Source organism: Azospirillum formosense, assembly GCF_040500525.1.
In the GTDB taxonomy this organism is placed as follows: domain Bacteria; phylum Pseudomonadota; class Alphaproteobacteria; order Azospirillales; family Azospirillaceae; genus Azospirillum; species Azospirillum formosense_A.
Genome location: NZ_CP159404.1, coordinates 158,818 through 175,804 on the forward strand (window position 1 = coordinate 158,818; position 16,987 = coordinate 175,804).

A 16,987-nucleotide genomic window follows, 5' to 3' on the forward strand; every position below is an offset into this window, starting at 1 on the left:
GCCCGGCACCCGGCGGCATGGTCGCACCATGGCCGCACAATCGCTCAACACCGACATCGACCTGATCAACGCCGCGCTCACCGCGACGGGCAACAAGCCCATCACGACTCTGGAGGACGCGGACAGCGAATCCGTCGTGTCGATGGCGAACTTCGAAGCCGTGGTCGGCGCCGAGTTCGCTCACCCCTGGACCTGGACCACGACGACCCGGCGCCTCTCCCGCGTCTCGGGCGACACCGACACCATCTGGACGACTGCATGGCAGGTGCCCTCTGGGGTCGAGGTGGACCGGATCGAGGTGAGCGGGCGCCCGGTCGCGTGGGAATCCATGTCCGACCTGATCCTGACGAACGAGGCCGAGGGCGTCGTTGCGGTGGGGCGCTACCGCCCACCGGTCCGCCGCTGGCCGGACCTGTTCAAGACCGCGATTGTGCAGCGCCTGGAGGCGCTGTTCCTGCGCGCGCTTAACGAAGACGTCGCAGCGGCGGACGCCCGCGACAAGGCTGCGGACCGAACCATTCGGCTGGCCCGCCTCGCCGACTCCCGAAAGCGCAGCCCGCGCATGCCCACCACCTCGGCTCTGCTGGAGGCTCGCCGTGGCTAAAATCTGGACCGACAAGGTGAGTTTCGGAGCCGGCGAGCTGTCGCCCAACATGGCCCGCCGCTCAGACACGCAGCAGCACGCCGATGGCGCGCGGTTGATGCGCAACGTTCGCGCCCTGAACGCGGGCGGCTTTACCCGCAGGCCAGGGAGCCGGCACATCCGTGAGGTTCCCGGCGGGACGCGGCTGGTGGAGTTCACGTTCGCCGTTGACCAGCAGTATCTGCTGCTGTTCAGCGCGCTTCGGGTCGAAGCCTGCTTCCCCGATGGAAGCGCCGCGGGGTCGGTCACCGGCTGCCCCTGGACCGCCGCCGACGTGCAGTCGATGACCTGGGTGCAGAGCGGCGATACGGTGTTTCTGTTCTGCCGGTCCTGGCCTCCACAGGTTCTGCGGCGGACCGGCGCGACCTCCTGGGCGCTGGAGCCTTGGGCCGCTGACGAGGGGCCGGGCGGCGCGCTGAAGCAGCCCTACACCAAGTTTGCCCCGCCCGCCTCGATCATTCAACCGTCGGCGGACGATGGCCATGTCGCCGTCGGCTCGACCGACCCGGTGTTCGCACCGGGCCACGTCGGGGAGCGCATTCGTTACGTCGGATCAGAGATGCTGGTCACGGCGTTCCTCTCGCCAACCCAGGTAACCGCAACCGTCTTGAGCACCCTGCCGCCCTCCCAGGAACTGCATCTTGAGAATGCGCAGGGCTTTCAGACCGGGCACATCATCGAGGGGCAGCAGACCGGCGCCAAGGGCGAGGTCATTTCCGTGGATGTGCCGAGCGGTCAGGTGGCGGTCCTGATCACGCAGGGCCGCGTCCAGTTCAAGGCGGACGAGGTGGTGTCGTCTCCGTTGGCAGCTACGAAGATCCTGTCCCAGGGAGTGATTCCTCCGCTTCCGGCCCGCGATTGGGATGAGCCTTACCTGTCGCCGGTCTACGGCTATCCGGCGGCCGGCGCGCTTCATCGTCAGCGCCTGTGGATGGGCGGGCACACCCGCCTTCCGTCCTCGGTGCTGGCGAGCCGCGTGGGCAGCCACTACGACTTCGATATCGGCACCGGCGAGGACGCGGACGCCATTTTCGAGGATTTGGGCGATTCCGCTGTGTCATGGGTTCGGCACTTCCACAGCGCCGAACACCTTCTGATCTTCACCGACCAAGGCGTCTACTACGTCCCGGAGACAGCGGCCAACCCGCTCCGCCCGAGCAGCATCCAGTTCAACAAGGTCAGTTCCAACGGCTGCGGCAGCGTGGCGCCGCAGGGCTTTGACGAGGGCGCCCTGTACATCCACCGATCCGGCGGGGCCGTGCTGGACGTGCGGGCCACCGGCGACGTGACCAAGAGCTGGACGGCCGCCGACGTGGCGCTGCTGGCCGCCCACCTGATCCGCCAACCGGTGGACATCGCGGCCACCCATGGCGCCGACGGCTTGCCGGAGCGCTACGCCTTCTTCGTCAACGCGGACGGCACGCTCGCCGTCATGCACTCCATTCAATCGCAGCAGGTGCTGGGGTGGGGGCTGTGGGAGACCGAGGGCGCCTATCGGTCTGTCGCCACGCTGGGCGGCGCGGTGTTCGCCGTGGTGGAGCGTCGCTTCAATAGCGGATCCCGCGCTTGGTGCCTCGAGCGCTTCGACCAGGCGCTGACGACCGATGGTGCGGTGATCCTGCCGGCGGGCAGCCCGGCTTATGCGCCGGCGTTCGCTGGTATGGAGCCACACGCCCGCTCCGGCACCCACTACCTGGGTCAGGTTGATGCCGGAGCGTTTGGCCTGATCGCCGACCTTGGCACACCCGCGGAGCCGGTCGAGGTGGGCCGCCTCTTCCGCCCGACCGTCGAGACGTTGCCGCCCGAGCCGAAGCTGCCCTCTGGTGGCACCGCCGGCCACGTCAAGCGCGTCTCGCGGGCGCGGGTCTACGTGCAGGACTCGGTGCGGGTGAAGGTCGGCGACCGCGCGATGGATGCCTATCGCGTTGGTGAGGCGGTGTCCGACCCCCCGCCGTTGCGCACCGAGTGGTTCGAGGTGGGGCTGCTTGGCCGTGGCCGCGAACCCTCCGTCATCATCACGCAAGACGAACCGCTGCCCATGACGATCCTGGGCATGAGCATGGAGGTGATCATCTGATGGGGATCGATCCCGTAACCCTCTCGGTCGTTAGCCTTGCGGCGACTGCCGCCTCGACCGCCGTCGGCGTCTACAGCAGCATCAAGCAGGGCGAGGCTCAGTCCGCAGCCCTGAAGGCGCAGCAGGATCAGCAGCGGCAGCGCGAGGAGCAACTGCGCACTCGCGCCATGCAGGACGAGGCCGCGCGCCGGGAGGAACTGGCGTCCAACCTCTCCACCATCGAGGCGATCCGGGCCGGTCGCGGCCTGTCCCAGACCAGCCCCACGGCGCTCGTGATCCGCGACGACCTGACCAACGACGCGATGGACGACATGCGCGTCTCGCGCCTGAACATTCTGAACGGTGCGGAGAGCGCCCGGCAGTCGGCGGAGCAGGCCGGGAACGCGGCGTCAAACGCGCTGACGGCGGGCTACCTGGGGGCCGGGCGTTCGCTGCTGGACTTCGGGACGAGCATGGCCGGGAGCATGAGCGGCGGCACCAAAGCCCCCAAGAACATGGATGCCCTGCGCAACACCGGGAGTAAATTCTGATGGCCGGCACTGGATTTCCCACAGGCGGCAACCGCCCGCCCGTCCTCCTCGATCCGTCGCCTCTGGTGCAGCCGGACAACTCCGCGGCGCAGGCATGGGGCGCGCTCCGGCAGACGGCGGATGAGGCGACGCGCGATTTCGGCAGGTTGGCCGCGCAGGCCGAGCATGCGAGCAAGCTGAAGTACCTGACGGACCTCGATCTTGCGGCGCGCGATGAGCGGCTCAAGCTGTACGACCAACACCGGGACGACCCGGAGGGCTTCAACGCGGCGTGGCGGGGCTATGCCGAAGGGGTGCTGGGTGGCGTGGATCTGAAGTATGCCGACTTCGCCCGGCAGAAGCTGGAGGAGAACCGGCTGGCGGTTGTGGACAACATCCTGCAGAACAAGTTCACGAAGGACAAGCGCCTAGCCACTGACAGCGTGAATGCCCGCCTGGACGCCTCGGTGACTGACCTGACGGGCAGCGCCTACCGCGGTGGCACCGGAACCCCTGAGTTTCTGTTCGCGTCCCGCACGGCCCGCGCGACCCTGGACGATGCTGTGGCTGCTGGGTTGATGTCGAGGGACGCCGCCGACATCCGCTTCGACAAGCTGATGCAGCAGGCGCAGGGCGAGTCGATCGTCGGGCACGTCCGGCGGCTCTACGACGACAAGGGCATGGAGGGGGCCTTCGCCGAGCTGGAGCGGATGACCAAGGAACTCCGGCTCGACCCGACCGAGATGGAGCGGGTGCGGAACCGGGCAGAGTCGGAAATCCGCCAATGGGAAACCCTGCGCCGCACCGACCTGACGGAGGCCCGCGCCGACGCGCAGACGATCCATACGTCGTTCCAGCAAGGCGTTGCCGTGCCGTCGGCGCAGGTGGAGGAGGTGGCGGGCAAGCTGGCCGCCGCGAAGGGCTGGCGCGAGGCCGCACAGCTTCGGGCTGCCGCTGCGCGCTTCGACCAGCTTCAGGACATCGCCCGGCTGCCGCTCGACCAAATGACGAAGCGGGTGGCCGACCTGCGCGCCAGCACGACGACGGCGCCGCCCGACGACTTCGCTGCCCTGGCCGCGGCGGTGAAGGGGCAGGAAAGCGGGGGGCGCCAGTTCAAGGCGGACGGCGTGACGCCCCTGACCAGCAGCAAGGGTGCCGTCGGCATCATGCAGGTGATGCCTGCCACCGGGCCGGAAGCTGCACAAGCGGCGGGTCTGCCGTGGGACGAGCAGCGGTTCAAGACTGACGCCGCCTACAACGAGGCCTTGGGCAAGGCGTATCTGCGGAAGATGGTCGACCGCTACGACGGCAACCGGACGCTTGCCCTTGCGGCCTACAACGCCGGGCCGGGCACGGTGGACGGGTGGCTGAAGGACATCGGCGACCCGCGCGCCGGCGGGATCACGGATGAGCGGTGGGCCGCGGCGATCCCGTTCAAGGAGACCCGCGAATATGTGAACAATATCACATCCAGGGTGGGCGGGTTCGCGGCGCCCGGCACGGATCCGAAGCTGTTGGGAGGCGTGCAACGCATCCTGGCGGCGAAGGCGAATGAGGAGTGGAAGGCCGTCTCCAAGGGGCTCGACCAGGGCATCATGCCGCCGGCCTCCATCCTGACCAGCATCCTGACCGCCGCGTCTCGCGCTGGGGATCACGATCTGCTGGAGGAGGTCGCCGCCCGCGTCGACCGGGCGCAGATCGTTTCCGCCGCCGGTCAGCAGCCGCTGGCACAGCAGGATGCCCTGCGCGCGTCGCTGGAGCAGGAGGCCGGCGCCACCGGCCTGACGCCCGGGAAGGCAGCCCTGCTGACGGACCTGCGCAAGCTGGAGGAGGACACCCGCGCCCGCGTCAAGTCCGACCCGCTGGGCCTCGCCGTGGATCGTGGCCTGCTGCCCGCCCTTCCGGCGATCGATTGGGCCAACGCCGACGCCACGGCGGGTGCGCTGAAGGAGCGGCAGCGCGCCGCGGTCGCCACGGCCACCCACTATGCGGCCGGCACCGTGCCTGTGCTCCGCCCCGACGAACTTAACAGCCTGAAAGCTACCTGGGACCAGGGCGACAGCGGCACGCGCGCCCGGATCGTCGGCACGCTGGCCCGGTCCCTGGACGGCAAGCACCTGACGGCCACGCTGGAGAAGGTGGCGGGCGACAACCCGGTGTTCGCCTCCGCCGGGCTGATCTACCACCAGAACCCGGAACTCGCCCTGTCCATCGTGCGCGGCACCAGCTACATCGACGCGGACAAGAAAATCCTGCCGCCGGAGAAGAACGTCCGCACGGAGGTGAACGACTTCCTGGGCACCGCAGCCTCCAGCATGCCGCAGGCCCGCGCCGCCATCGAGAGGGCCGCCCTTGCACGCTATGCCGACCTGTCCGCAGCGGCGAAGGACTTTACCGGCGCCTATGACGGCAGCCGCATGCAGCAGGCACTGCGCGACGTGACCGGTGGCGTGGTGTCGTGGGGGCAGGGGACCAAGCTGTTCGGGCTGGCCGGCGTGCCGAAGATCATCCCGCCGAAGCCGGGAATGACGGATGGCGAGTTCGGCAAGCTGATCGACAGCCTGACCGACGCCGACCTGACGGGCATGACCACTGGCAGCGGGACGCAGATCAAGGCCAGCGAGTTCCGGCGGTTGGCCTCCCTGCATGACGCCGGGCCGGGCCGGTACATGGTGGAAATTGGAGGCGGGTTCGCGCGCGGGGCGGACGGCCTGCCCTTCGTTCTGGATCTGAACGGGCGTGAGGTGCCGCGTAGCCGGCACGACGACTTGTCCGGCCCGGCGGCCAGGGCACCGGCGGCATACGCTTCGGGCGGTGCGGCAGCGTCGTGGAACCCGAACGCCGCCCCGAGCGACGTTGGACCTTCCCGTCCCGCGTTCGGAGGGATCGGGAGCGATGCGCTTGTCCAGATTGGCTTGCCGAAATAGCCGCTGGGTGCGTTGGGCGGCCCCTCTGGCCCGTGCGGAAGTGCGCGGGATGGAGGGGCCGCATGCTGCTTGGACTGTTCACCACCGACACCACTGACACGCTGAGCCGGGCGCAGAACGCACCGGCTGCTGAAATCCCGCCTTCCTTCTCGGAGAGCTATCACGCCGCCTTTGCGGAGACGCGAGCCTACGCCAACTCCGACGCCCTATGGCGCGCCCGGCATGAGATGGTGCAGGCCGCGTTGGACCGGTTGGAGGATGCCACGGGGGAGGTCTACGCCAACCCGGAGGCCGCGGCGCGCGGGCCGAACCGCGATGCTCTGGAAAAGTCGATCAGGGCGCGCTTCGACTTCCTGAAGGTCGAGCGGCCCGACCTTGGGCTGGCCTACCCCACGGACGACGAGATCCAGGCCGGCGCGGTGGCGAAGGCGCAGAAGGTCAAGGGCGAGCGCGATGCCTTGGCCGCCAAGCCGGGCAGCTTCGCCAGCGGCGCCGGGTTCCTGCTGGGCGACATCGCGGGCGCCATGACCGACCCGCTGAACATCGCCAGCATGTTCGCGGGCGCCCCGGCCGGCGCGGGCATTCTCCGCACCGCGGCCGTCGAGGCGGGCGTCGCCGCCGGGTCACAGGCTGTGATTGAGGCCGGGACGTCCGGCTTCAAGAAGCAGGTGGACCCCAGCTACGGGCTTGGCGAGGCGGCGGGCAACATCGCCGCGGCGGGTGCCGGTGGCGCGATCATCGGCGGCGGGCTCAAGGCGGCCGGGCGCGGCCTCGAATGGTGGCGGGGCCGGGACCGCACCGAGCTGCCGCGCGAGGTGCAGGACGCCCTGAACGTCACCGAGCGCGACCAGGAGGTGCGCGCGGCGAACCCGCTCGGGCCGGGCGTAGCGGCGGAGCAGGCGCACGCCGGGGCACTCCAGAAGGCCGCGCAGGACACCGAGGGCGGGCGCCCGGTGGACGTGCAGGCCATCGTGCGGGAGGCGATCCCCTCGGTCGAGAACGGCGGGTTGGTGCCGCTCGACCCGCGCACGGTGGGGGTGGATGCCGAGACGTTCCAGTACAAGGCTGGGGGCGACGACGCGGGCGTGACGGATCGGCTGCGGGGCGTCACCGAGTGGCGCCCGGAGCGGGCTGGCGTCTCCATCGTTTACGAGCGCGCCGATGGCTCGCGCGTCGTCGCCGACGGCCACCAGCGCCGAGGATTGGCCCTGCGCATTCTGGAGCAAGGCGACGGGCAGGAACCGCGCTTGAACTCGGTCATCTACAGGGAGGCGGACGGCTGGGCGCCGGAGCAGGTGCGCGCTCTGGCTGCCGCCAAGAACATCGCGGAGGGCACCGGCTCGCCGCTCGACGCGGCGAAGGTGCTGCGCGACGGCGACCCGTCCATTGTCCGGTCCCTGCCGCCGACCTCCGCGCTGGTGCGGGATGCGAAGGGGCTGGCCCAGCTCGAACGCGAACCCTTCGGGTTGGTGGTCAACGGCGTGGTACCCGAGCAGTTCGGCGCCATCGTCGGACGGCTGGTCGCGGATGGCCCGATGCAGCGCGACGTGATGGGGCTGCTGGCGAAGTTGCAGCCTGCCAACCGGACGGAGGCAGAGGCGATCGTGCGCCAAGCCATGGAGGCCGGCGCCGCGGAGCGCGCGGCGTCCTCGCAGGGCAGCTTGTTCGGGGATGAGGTGGTGCAGGAGAGCCTGTTCCTTGAGCGTGCCCGCGTTCTCGACCGCGCCTTGAAGGTGCTGCGCCGGGACCGGACCGTCTTCGGTACCCTGACAGCCGAGGCGGACCGGATCACCGGCGCCGGCAACATTCTGGACAGTGCTGCGAACCTCGCACGGGCGGACGCCGACGGGGCGGCGATCCAGACCCTGACCACGCTGGCGAACCGGAAGGGCGCCCTGTCGGATGCCCTGTCCGCGTCGGCCCGTCGTGCGCGCGAGGATGGGCGGTACGATGCAGCGGTGCGCGACTTCGTAGAGGCCGCACGGCGCGAGGCTGCTGGCGCGTCCTCACCCCCGCCCATGACCGTGCGGGAAGAGGGGCGCGACTTTACCGTCGTGCGCCGGGCCACCCCGGACGAGCTGCGCAACAGGGGGTCGGTGGCGATCACCGAGGCGTCGGCGCAATGGGCCGACCTGTCGTGGAAGGACGCGCGCGCTGCGGCTCGTCAGTGGGCACGGGAGAACCTTCGGGATGCGCCGCTGACCAACGCCGATACCGGCTGGGGCGACATAGCCGTCTCCCGCAAGGGCATCGAAAAGAGCATCGCATCGGCCAAGATGCCTGCGGACCTGGAGGTGTTGCCGAACCTACGCGATCTGATGGACCGGGCCGTCTTCGTAGAGAGCAACAAGGGCGGAGCCGACTCGCCGGATGTGGTGGCGTTCCACCGCTTCTACGCACCATTCCGTCTGGCTGACACCCTGTACCGGGCCAAGCTCACGGTAAAGGAGACGACAGACGGGCGCCTGTTCTACGAACCAGTGCTGACGGAAATCGAGAGGCCCGGCGTCACAACAAAGCCAGCGTCCCCGCTGCGCGATGGCACCAGCTTACGCCCGCCGGACCCCTCTACCCTTGATATGGACGGGCTGCTGGAAGGCGTCAAGTTCCGCGGTGGTGAGCCGGTTCTGCCGCCTCGCGAAGATGCTGACCTATTCGGTTCCCTGGCCTCGGCTGCGCGCCCGGCGGATGAGGTGGCTGCCGCTCCGGAGGTGGAGCCCGCACTGTTCCAGGAGGTCAACCGCCTGATGGCGTCCCGTGAACTCGACGTGCCCGTCGGTGAAGTGGTGGACGAATCGGGTCGGGTGGTGGCCGTCCACCGTTCCGCCATGGACCTGATGGACGAGGCGGACCGGGCGATCAACGATGCCGCTACGGTCGCGGCCTGCGCCTTTGGCGAGGTGATGAAGTGAAAGACCTGGACATCAAGAAGTGCCTCGACGGTCGGGTTGAGGCTGGACTGTTGTCGCGTGAGGCCGCGGAGAAGGCGCTGCGGACCATCCGCGATCTGGAGAGCCAGTACGCCGCGGAGATGGCTCCGGACAAGGCCCTGTCCGCTGCGGTCGCGGAAACCGCCCGCATCATGAAGGAGGCGGCGGAGCGGGAGAAGGCGCGCACGGCCCGGCAGATCCTGACCGTGGCGCGCGTGATGGACGACGTGCAGGCCCACCCGGACGGCGCTGTCGCCGGTGCCATGGCCGTGCTGGTCCGTGACATGCGGGGAAAGGCGACCTTCAGCAACGTCGAGGCTCGGCAGGAGGTGGTGCTTGGCCAGCTCCTGCGCCGGATGGCGGACGGGCTGAACGCCTACCGGAGCAAGGCCGCCGGGCTGGTGCAGAACACCGCGGGTATGCGGAACGTCATCCGCGAACTGCACGGCATGTCGACCAACGATGCGGAGGCCGCGGCGTTCGCCAAGGGCTGGCGCGAGGCCAGCGAGTTCGCCGCCGACCGTTACATCGGGGCCGGTGGTGATTTGGTGAAGCGCGACGATTGGCGGCATCCGCAGGTCACCGACGCACGGCGCGTGCGGCAAATCGGGCGGGAGGCGTGGACCGAACACCTGATCCAGGCGGCGGAACGCGGCGACCTCCAGGTGGTCGACTTCGACACGGGCGCCCCGGCCACGGGGCTGAAGCTGGAGACGATCATCAAGACGGCCGGAGACAACATCCTTTCCGAGTTGCCGCCCCCGCCGGGGAAGGGCGGCTCTTACGGCCGGCACAACGAGCGCCGCGTCTTCCAGTGGCAGAACGCGGACGCCTTCCTGGCCTACAACGACCATTTCGGCGTGGGCAACGACCTCTTCGGTCTGCTGGTTGGGCACATGCAGGGAATGGCACGCGACATCGCCCTGACGGAGGTGCTGGGGCCGAAGCATGGCGCGACGGTCCGCGCGCTTCAGGAAATCGCCTACAAGGCGGAGGGTGCGCGCGACATGGGCGTGCTGGCCCGGCTGAACCCTGTCCGCTCCGTCGAGAGTGCCGCGGCCATCGGGCGGACCTACGACGTGCTGTCGGGCCGCCTAGGCGCTGCACAGTCCGAGCTGACGGCGGCCATCTTTGGCGGCATTCGGAACTGGATGACCGCGAGCAAGCTGGGGTCCGCGCTCGTTTCCGCCGTGCCTGCCGACTCCGTCATGGCGACCTGGGCGGCCAAGGCCAACGGCGTCCCGGCGGTGAAACTGCTGGGCTCCGTCCTGAAGCAGCTCAACCCGGCCAGCGAGGCGGATCGGGCGTTCGCCCTGCGCATGGGCATCGTGTCGAGCGCCGTCATGGACTCAGCCATCGGCTCCAAGCGGTTCGCGGATGAGATCGTGGGGCAGGGGATCACCGGGCGCATGGCCTCCTTCGTAGTGCGGGCACAGGGCCTGTCCGCCTGGACCAACGGCGTGAAGAACGCCTTCATGCTGGAGATGATGGGGCACGTCGCCGATAACGCCGGGAAGCCCTTGGGCGAGGTGGACGCGCCGCTCCGGAAGATGCTGGAGCGCTACGGCTTCAGCGCGGCGGATTGGGACGTGATCCGGGCCGCGCCCCCGATCGAGCATGAGGGCGCCCGCTTCTTCGACCCGGCCAACGTGTCCGACCGGCAGTTGGGCGAACGGCTGATGGAAGCCATCATCGAGGAGCGCGCTTTCGCTGTGCTGGAGCCGGACGCCCGGGTGCGCCAGCTCACCACGGGCGGCCTGCAGCGCGGCACCTTCATGGGCGAGATGGCTCGATCGGCGATGCTGTTCAAATCCTTCAGCATCACCATGGCGACGACCCATCTTGCCCGCGCCTTCATCGATGCCCGCGGCTCGAAGGTGGCGCAGTTCGCCGCCCTGTCCGCCATGCTGACCCTGGCCGGCGCCGTCTCGATCCAGGCGCGCCAGATCATCACCGGCAAGGACCCGCGCCGGATGGACGATCCGAAGTTCTGGGGCGCCGCATGGATGCAGGGCGGGGGCGCGGGCATCTTCGGCGACTTCTTCGCCGCCGGGCTGGACCGTGGGCAGCAGGGCCTGCCGATGACGCTCGCCGGGCCGGTGTTCGGCCTCGCCGACCAAGCCGCCCGGTTGGCGATTCCCGACTATCGGAAGGTGTTGGAGGGAGAGCCCACGAAGTTCGGCGCGGAGGTGGCCCGCTTCATCCGCTACAACCTGCCCGGCGCGAACCTCTGGTACAGCCGCCTTGTGACCGACCGGGCGGTGATGGATACCATCCAGAGTATGGCGGACCCCGAATACCGGCAGTCCTTCCGGCGGATGGAGGAGCGGGCGCGCAAGGATTATGGGCAGCGGTTCTGGTGGAGGCCGGGGCAGGCGCCCGACCGCGCGCCGGACCTAGGGGCGGCGCTGCCGCGGTAATGCTGAACAAATGCCCAGGGGCTGGCGCTCCGTAAAGGAGCGCCAGCTTCACGATATTTTATGAAAGTGTAAAGGCAAGGTACCCATTGCCATCTACTTGGCCTGGAAGGGTGATAATCGCACCGGAGGCCTTGCCAGTAATTGTCAAGCTCATGTCGATGCTGCCATTGCCATCGAGATCGATTCGTGCCGTTGCTCCTGTAAAGCTTCCGGTGCCGTTCATCTCCTGCCACGTCAGTTTTGAGACACCCTCCTTCCAACCCCAAGCCGTTATCCACTCGCCGTGTTCGAGATCTGTGACGGTTGACCACGTGATTCCGCCGGTCCGCCCGTCAATAAAGAATGTGTCGGTGCCAGACCCACCGGTTAGGAAGTTTGACCCCGTGCCACCATCCAGAACATCGTCTCCAGGCCCAGCGTCAATGGCATCATCGCCTCCGGAACCGTTAATAAAATCGTTCGCCGGTGTTCCGTATATAATCTGTGAGCTGCTGTCTCCTATAATTTCTTTTTCAAGACTGTTTACAGGCCCGGAGTATTCTTTTGATTTTATAAATTTTGTTGATCCGTTGCTTGACATGTTTGTTACCAAGAACTCGTCCCAGTAGACCACCGTAGTGGATATGCCGCCCGGCAGTGTTTTAGTGACGGCTGTCGGGTTTCCTCCGCTGAGAAGATCGGGCGGTGTTGATGTTCCACCCGAAGATCCTGTCGGATTTCCCGTGTAGTTTGTGTTTGTGGAGGATCCTGCCGAAATGGAATTCGACCCGCCGGGTTTCGTTCCAGCCTCTCCGGTAAACGGGTTGGTATTTCCAACAGTTGAGAAATTATTATTCTTTGTGCTGTCTGGTGCTGTTTTATAGTATCCTTTTACATAAGTTCCGTCTTTTCTGTAGTATCCTGATACCCAAACCAAACCAGCCAATCTTTCCTCCAATGGTGTATGCGCGATCAGGGGGGGCGCAAATTGCCGAAAATTATCTCTACCCTCGATACCCGGCACAACCGAAAAATATGATATTTCCAAGATGTATTCTATTGACGGTTGGTGATCTAATGAATTCAGTCTGTTCTGAGGTGTAAGCGCTTTTGGTATAAGCCTAGAGCTTGTTGCGAATATTCGATCCTGGATCCCATCCGCGTTGGGCCCGGAAGAAGGGACTGAAAGCTGAGACCGCTGTCCGGCTTCCTCCTGACGGGGGTGCGTTGGTTCCGATTCGTCTTGCCCCCGATCCTGCCGCCGAGCAGGAGGATAGGGGATAGGGCATGGCGGACATCATCGTTGGAGACCAGCAGCCGCGGCGGGTCTATCAGGTCGGTACCACGCCGGAGAGCGTCTTCACGGTGCCGTTCCCGTTCTTGGCGGACGCAGACGTGCATGTCGTGGTCAATGATGGGCAGGCTGACCAGCCTCTGACGCTGGGGGCCGGTTACACAGTGAGCGGCGCTGGACAGAGCGGCACGGTCACGCTGACCACGCCCGTCAAGAATTGCACCGTGACTGTCTACCGCGAGCTGAAGCTGGAGCGCAGCACGGCGTTCCCGGCGGCGGGCACTATCCGGATCCCCGCGCTGAACCAGGAGTTTGATCGGCTGGTCATGATTGATCAGCAACAGCAGGATGGTCTTGGCCGCGCGCTGAAGCTGGCCGCCTCAGACGACCTGGACACCAACGCCACGCTGCCGCCGGCGCCGCAACGTGCGGGGCGCTTCTTCGCCTTCAACGGGGCCGGCCAGCCGGTCATGTCGGACGCCACGACAGCGCAGATCGAAGGCGTGACCATCGCCGCGTGGCTGGACGGTCGCAGCGTCGGCGACGTGACCGGCTACGTCGGGGACGGCACCCGGACGCGCTTCCCGACCGGTCATCGACTCGTGTCCAAGTCGAGCGTGCTGGTGGTGGTCGGCGGCGTGAAGCAGGAGCCGTCCGCCTATGCCATCGACGGGGAAGACATCGTCCTGTCCGCTCCCGCCCCGGCGGGCGCACCGGTCGACCTTCGTATCGCCGGTGTGGAATCGATCATAGAGCATGGCCCGCGGGGCGACACCGGTCCGCAAGGCGCGCAGGGGCCGCAGGGCCTGCAAGGTCCCCAGGGGCCGCAAGGAGCGCAGGGGGCGCAAGGACCGCAGGGCATCCAGGGTCCGGCCGGACCGAAAGGCGACAAGGGCGCCGACGGCACGTCTGTCCGCATTCTCGGCACCAAGGGCAGCACGGCGGATCTGCCCGCGTCCGGCAATACGGCGGGGGACGGCTACATCATCGGCACCGACTTGTGGGTGTGGTCGGGCGGCGGCTGGACCGATGTCGGGCAGATCAAGGGACCCAAGGGCGATACTGGGACGCAAGGTCCTCAAGGACCCCAGGGGGCGCAAGGCCTCCAGGGACCGAAGGGGGATGTCGGCGCCCAAGGTCCCCAGGGCGTGCAAGGCCCCCAGGGGCCGAAGGGCGACACTGGAAACGCGGCAACCGTGGCCATCGGCGCGGTTACGGGAGGCACGGCGCCCAGCGTCGTCAATGTCGGCACCGCCACCGCCGCGGTGCTGGCCATCACCCTGCCGAAGGGCGATCCCGGCGCACAAGGCCCCCAGGGCATCCAGGGGCCGAAAGGTGATACCGGTGCATCCGGCCCGCAAGGACCCCAGGGCGTCCAGGGGCCGACCGGGCCGAAAGGAGACCCCGGCGCGCTGAATGTGACGTCGATGGCGGAGGCCGCCGCGCTGTCCGCGTCGGCGGTCGCGGCGGCGAAGGTGGTCAACGTGGCCGGTTTCTACGGCTCCGGCGACGGCGGGGGCGGCGTGTTCGTGTGGGATGCAGCCAGCACCGAGACCGAAGTCCCCGGCATGGTGGTCAAGCCCGCCGGATATTCCGGGACGGGCCGGCTGATGCGCGTCTACGACGGTGGCAGCGTCAATGCCTTGTGGTTCGGCGTCAGGAACGATTGGGACCCGGAAACGTGGACGGGCGTCAACACCCGCCCGCACCTGCAGACGGCGATTGCGTATGCCGCCGGGCACAGGATGCCGCTCTATCTGCCGAACGGAAAATACTGCGTGCACGTCGCCAACCCGATCGAAGACGGCGATGATTTTGTGGCCGGCATGGCGTCGCTCGTTGTGCCGGGCGGTCTGCAGATCTATGGCGACGATCTGCTGGACGGCGCGACGACCATTTACCACCTCGGCATTGCGGCGTGGGCCGCACTTCCCGGCGGCCTCGGCCATGACGTCGGCCCGCTTTTTGACCTGCACTCCCGCGCTGCGCTGGAGGGCTTTACCATCGCCTGTGACGGCGGCACCTACGCGTCGCCCATCGCATCGCGCCCGACGATCCGCACATTCGGCGGCTATTCGGTCATTCGCAACATCCGCTTTGACAACCCGTGGATCGCCATAGGCAACGACCGACACGTCTACGCCCACGGCTGCTCGGTGATTGAAAACATCGCCGGATGGTTCAATTACCGGATGGTGTACTTGGAAGACACCGCCGACGTGACGTACATCCGCGGCGTCCATGCCAACAGCCCGGAAGACGGCACACCGTTCCCACCGGATTATTCTTGGGAGGCATGCCGCCTGCGGGTGTTGGTGGAAGACAACGGTGCAGATGGCATCAAGGGAACCGACTGGTTCATTTTTGGCGGTCGCGGCCTTTATTTGCGCCAGATCACAGGCGCGAACGAGAACGGCAATCCGGGGTCTGCGGGCGCGCTCGGCGTTGAAGTCACCAACGCGTCCGGCGAAGCGCTTACGTGCGGCATTGAGATCAAATCCAGTGCCGGCTACATCCCCAACGTCATCACCTTCAACGGTGGATCGTTGGCGACGAACGGGCGGGTGGACGAAGCTGACCCGTGCATGGTGAAGATCGACGCGCCAGAGTATCTGGTACTCAACGGCCTGACGTTCAATCAAGGTGCGCACTCGACTTATATACGCCAGACGGCTGGAACGGTGCGGGTGGCAAACAGCCACCTGTTCGGCAACGGATACAGCGGCACAACCCTCCTTAACAAGTCCGGTTCGGGCAGCAGCATTTACTTTGATGGGTGCTGGATTGCCGAATTCACGCGACTGTTCACCGATGCCGCTCCGGGACGCGTCTACATCGGATCTTCTACGGATATTGTGGTCGGCACCGGTACGCTTGGCGACCTGACCGGCTACACGATTTCCAGCGACGCCAAGGCTCGTCGTACCGCGCTGTCGAACGGGCTGACGGCTCCGGACGTGGCGGGCGCCGTCAATCAAGTGGTGGCCCTGGCCGGCACGTCCGGCAACGGTCCGCGCGTGCAGTCCTCGGGGAGCCGTATGTGCGTGGGCACCACGGACACCAGCCCCGTGGTTTTCTACACAAACACGCCAACAGGCTCCACGCCGACCAACATCCACGCTCAGATCACGCACACGGCCAACGCGGTCAACTTCGTGACGCTCACCGGGGCGCCGACCGGCGTCGCTGTGCAGATGCGGGCGGCCGGCGGCGATCCTGATGTTCCGTTCGTAATCGGATCGAAGGGGACCGGCGGGAACAGCTACGTCGGTATCGACGTCCGGGGCAGCAGGGGCCTGACGATCTACGGAAATAGCAGCAACCCGCAAAATTACTGCTACATCGCATCGCACGGCACCGGCGGCACGCCCGAGTTCGGGGTCAACGGTAGCGATGCGAACATTGACCTACGCCTCGCGCCGAAGGGGAACGGCAAGACCATCGTGGCGTCCGCCGCGTCGGTGACGGGCAGCGCGGGTGGCGACGAAGCAGCCTTCGAAGTGGACGCCGAGAAGAACGGCGCGACCGCAGCACGCTTCGGGTACAGCGGTGGTGGCGGGCAGTATGTCTACATTCAGGGCGCGGCCCCGGCATTCTGCGCGAACGTGCGGTGGAATGGATCGAGCTGGGTGTACGGCAAGGGGTCCAGCACGCATTACGGCGGAAGCCTCAGTTTCTCACCAGCTACCGGTGAATGGTCGTTGGCCGTCACGGGGGCCGGCGGCGCGGAGGGTGCCGCTGCTGGACTCAACACGCAAATTCGGGTCGGGAACGGCAAGCTCGGCTTCTACGGCACGGCGCCCGTGTCCCGGACCACCGTCACCGGGTCGCGCGGCGGGAACGCTGCGCTCGCCTCACTCATCACCGCCCTGGCAAGCACGGGGCTCATCACCGACGCAACAACTGCTTAACGAGGAGCTGAAACATGGCGCTGCACAAAGAAATCAACACCGAATTCGGTGTCCCGGCTGCTTACCACCGCGTCGCCAGTGTTCAAATTTATTACTTGGACCGATGCTGCGACGTTTACTTGTCCGGCTACCTGTCTGCCGAGGCTCGCGGCGAAGCCAAGTCACCGATGCTTTCCAGCCAGACGCGCCTCAGCTTCGACGCCCTGGGTCTTCGTGGCGACGGCGAGCCGACGCGGGCCGCCATTTACGACGCTCTCAAGAGCATGCCGGAATTCGCCGGCGCTATCGACGTGTGAG

The 16,987-nt window shown here is 67.1% G+C and carries 9 protein-coding genes; 8 read left to right on the plus strand and 1 reads right to left on the minus strand.

Annotated features, from left to right (window positions below; all coding sequences use genetic code 11):
* Window positions 1-28: 28 nt before the first annotated feature.
* The 6 genes from ABVN73_RS21715 to ABVN73_RS21740 all read left to right on the plus strand — a co-directional run bounded on the left by ABVN73_RS21715 (window position 29) and on the right by ABVN73_RS21740 (window position 11,506).
* Window positions 29-604, plus strand: a complete 576-nt coding sequence (locus ABVN73_RS21715; protein ID WP_353861280.1) for a hypothetical protein — start codon at window positions 29-31, stop codon at window positions 602-604.
* The gene (locus ABVN73_RS21720; protein WP_353861281.1) at window positions 597-2,720 is read left to right on the plus strand and encodes a hypothetical protein; all 2,124 of its coding nucleotides are present in this window, start codon (window positions 597-599) and stop codon (window positions 2,718-2,720) included. Before ABVN73_RS21715 ends, ABVN73_RS21720 begins: the two co-directional genes overlap by 8 nt.
* Window positions 2,720-3,250, plus strand: a complete 531-nt coding sequence (locus ABVN73_RS21725) for a hypothetical protein (RefSeq protein ID WP_353861282.1) — start codon at window positions 2,720-2,722, stop codon at window positions 3,248-3,250. The genes ABVN73_RS21720 and ABVN73_RS21725 overlap by 1 nt, the downstream gene beginning before the upstream one ends.
* The gene (locus ABVN73_RS21730) at window positions 3,250-6,156 is read left to right on the plus strand and encodes a transglycosylase SLT domain-containing protein (protein ID WP_353861283.1); all 2,907 of its coding nucleotides are present in this window, start codon (window positions 3,250-3,252) and stop codon (window positions 6,154-6,156) included. Before ABVN73_RS21725 ends, ABVN73_RS21730 begins: the two co-directional genes overlap by 1 nt.
* Window positions 6,157-6,218: 62 nt before the next feature.
* Entirely contained in the window at window positions 6,219-9,068 is a 2,850-nt protein-coding gene (locus tag ABVN73_RS21735; RefSeq protein WP_353861284.1) for a hypothetical protein, read from the plus strand.
* A 50-nt stretch (window positions 9,069-9,118) separates the two neighbouring features.
* A complete protein-coding gene (locus ABVN73_RS21740; protein ID WP_353861285.1) occupies window positions 9,119-11,506 on the plus strand; it encodes a hypothetical protein in 2,388 nt (795 codons plus the stop codon).
* Between the two features lie 58 nt (window positions 11,507-11,564).
* Here ABVN73_RS21740 and ABVN73_RS21745 read toward each other — a convergent pair whose 3' ends face one another.
* Window positions 11,565-12,431: a hypothetical protein gene (locus ABVN73_RS21745; protein WP_353861286.1), complete on the minus strand. Its 867-nt coding sequence runs from the start codon at window positions 12,429-12,431 to the stop codon at window positions 11,565-11,567.
* Window positions 12,432-12,772: 341 nt separating this feature from the next.
* On the opposite strand from ABVN73_RS21745, the gene ABVN73_RS21750 reads away from it, so the two are divergent.
* Together ABVN73_RS21750 and ABVN73_RS21755 are read left to right on the plus strand one after the other, a co-directional pair.
* Window positions 12,773-16,690, plus strand: coding sequence for a hypothetical protein (locus tag ABVN73_RS21750; protein WP_353861287.1), 3,918 nt, complete (start codon window positions 12,773-12,775; stop codon window positions 16,688-16,690).
* 14 nt (window positions 16,691-16,704) lie between these two features.
* Window positions 16,705-16,986, plus strand: a complete 282-nt coding sequence (locus ABVN73_RS21755) for a hypothetical protein (RefSeq protein WP_353861288.1) — start codon at window positions 16,705-16,707, stop codon at window positions 16,984-16,986.
* The last annotated feature ends 1 nt before the right edge of the window (window position 16,987 follow it).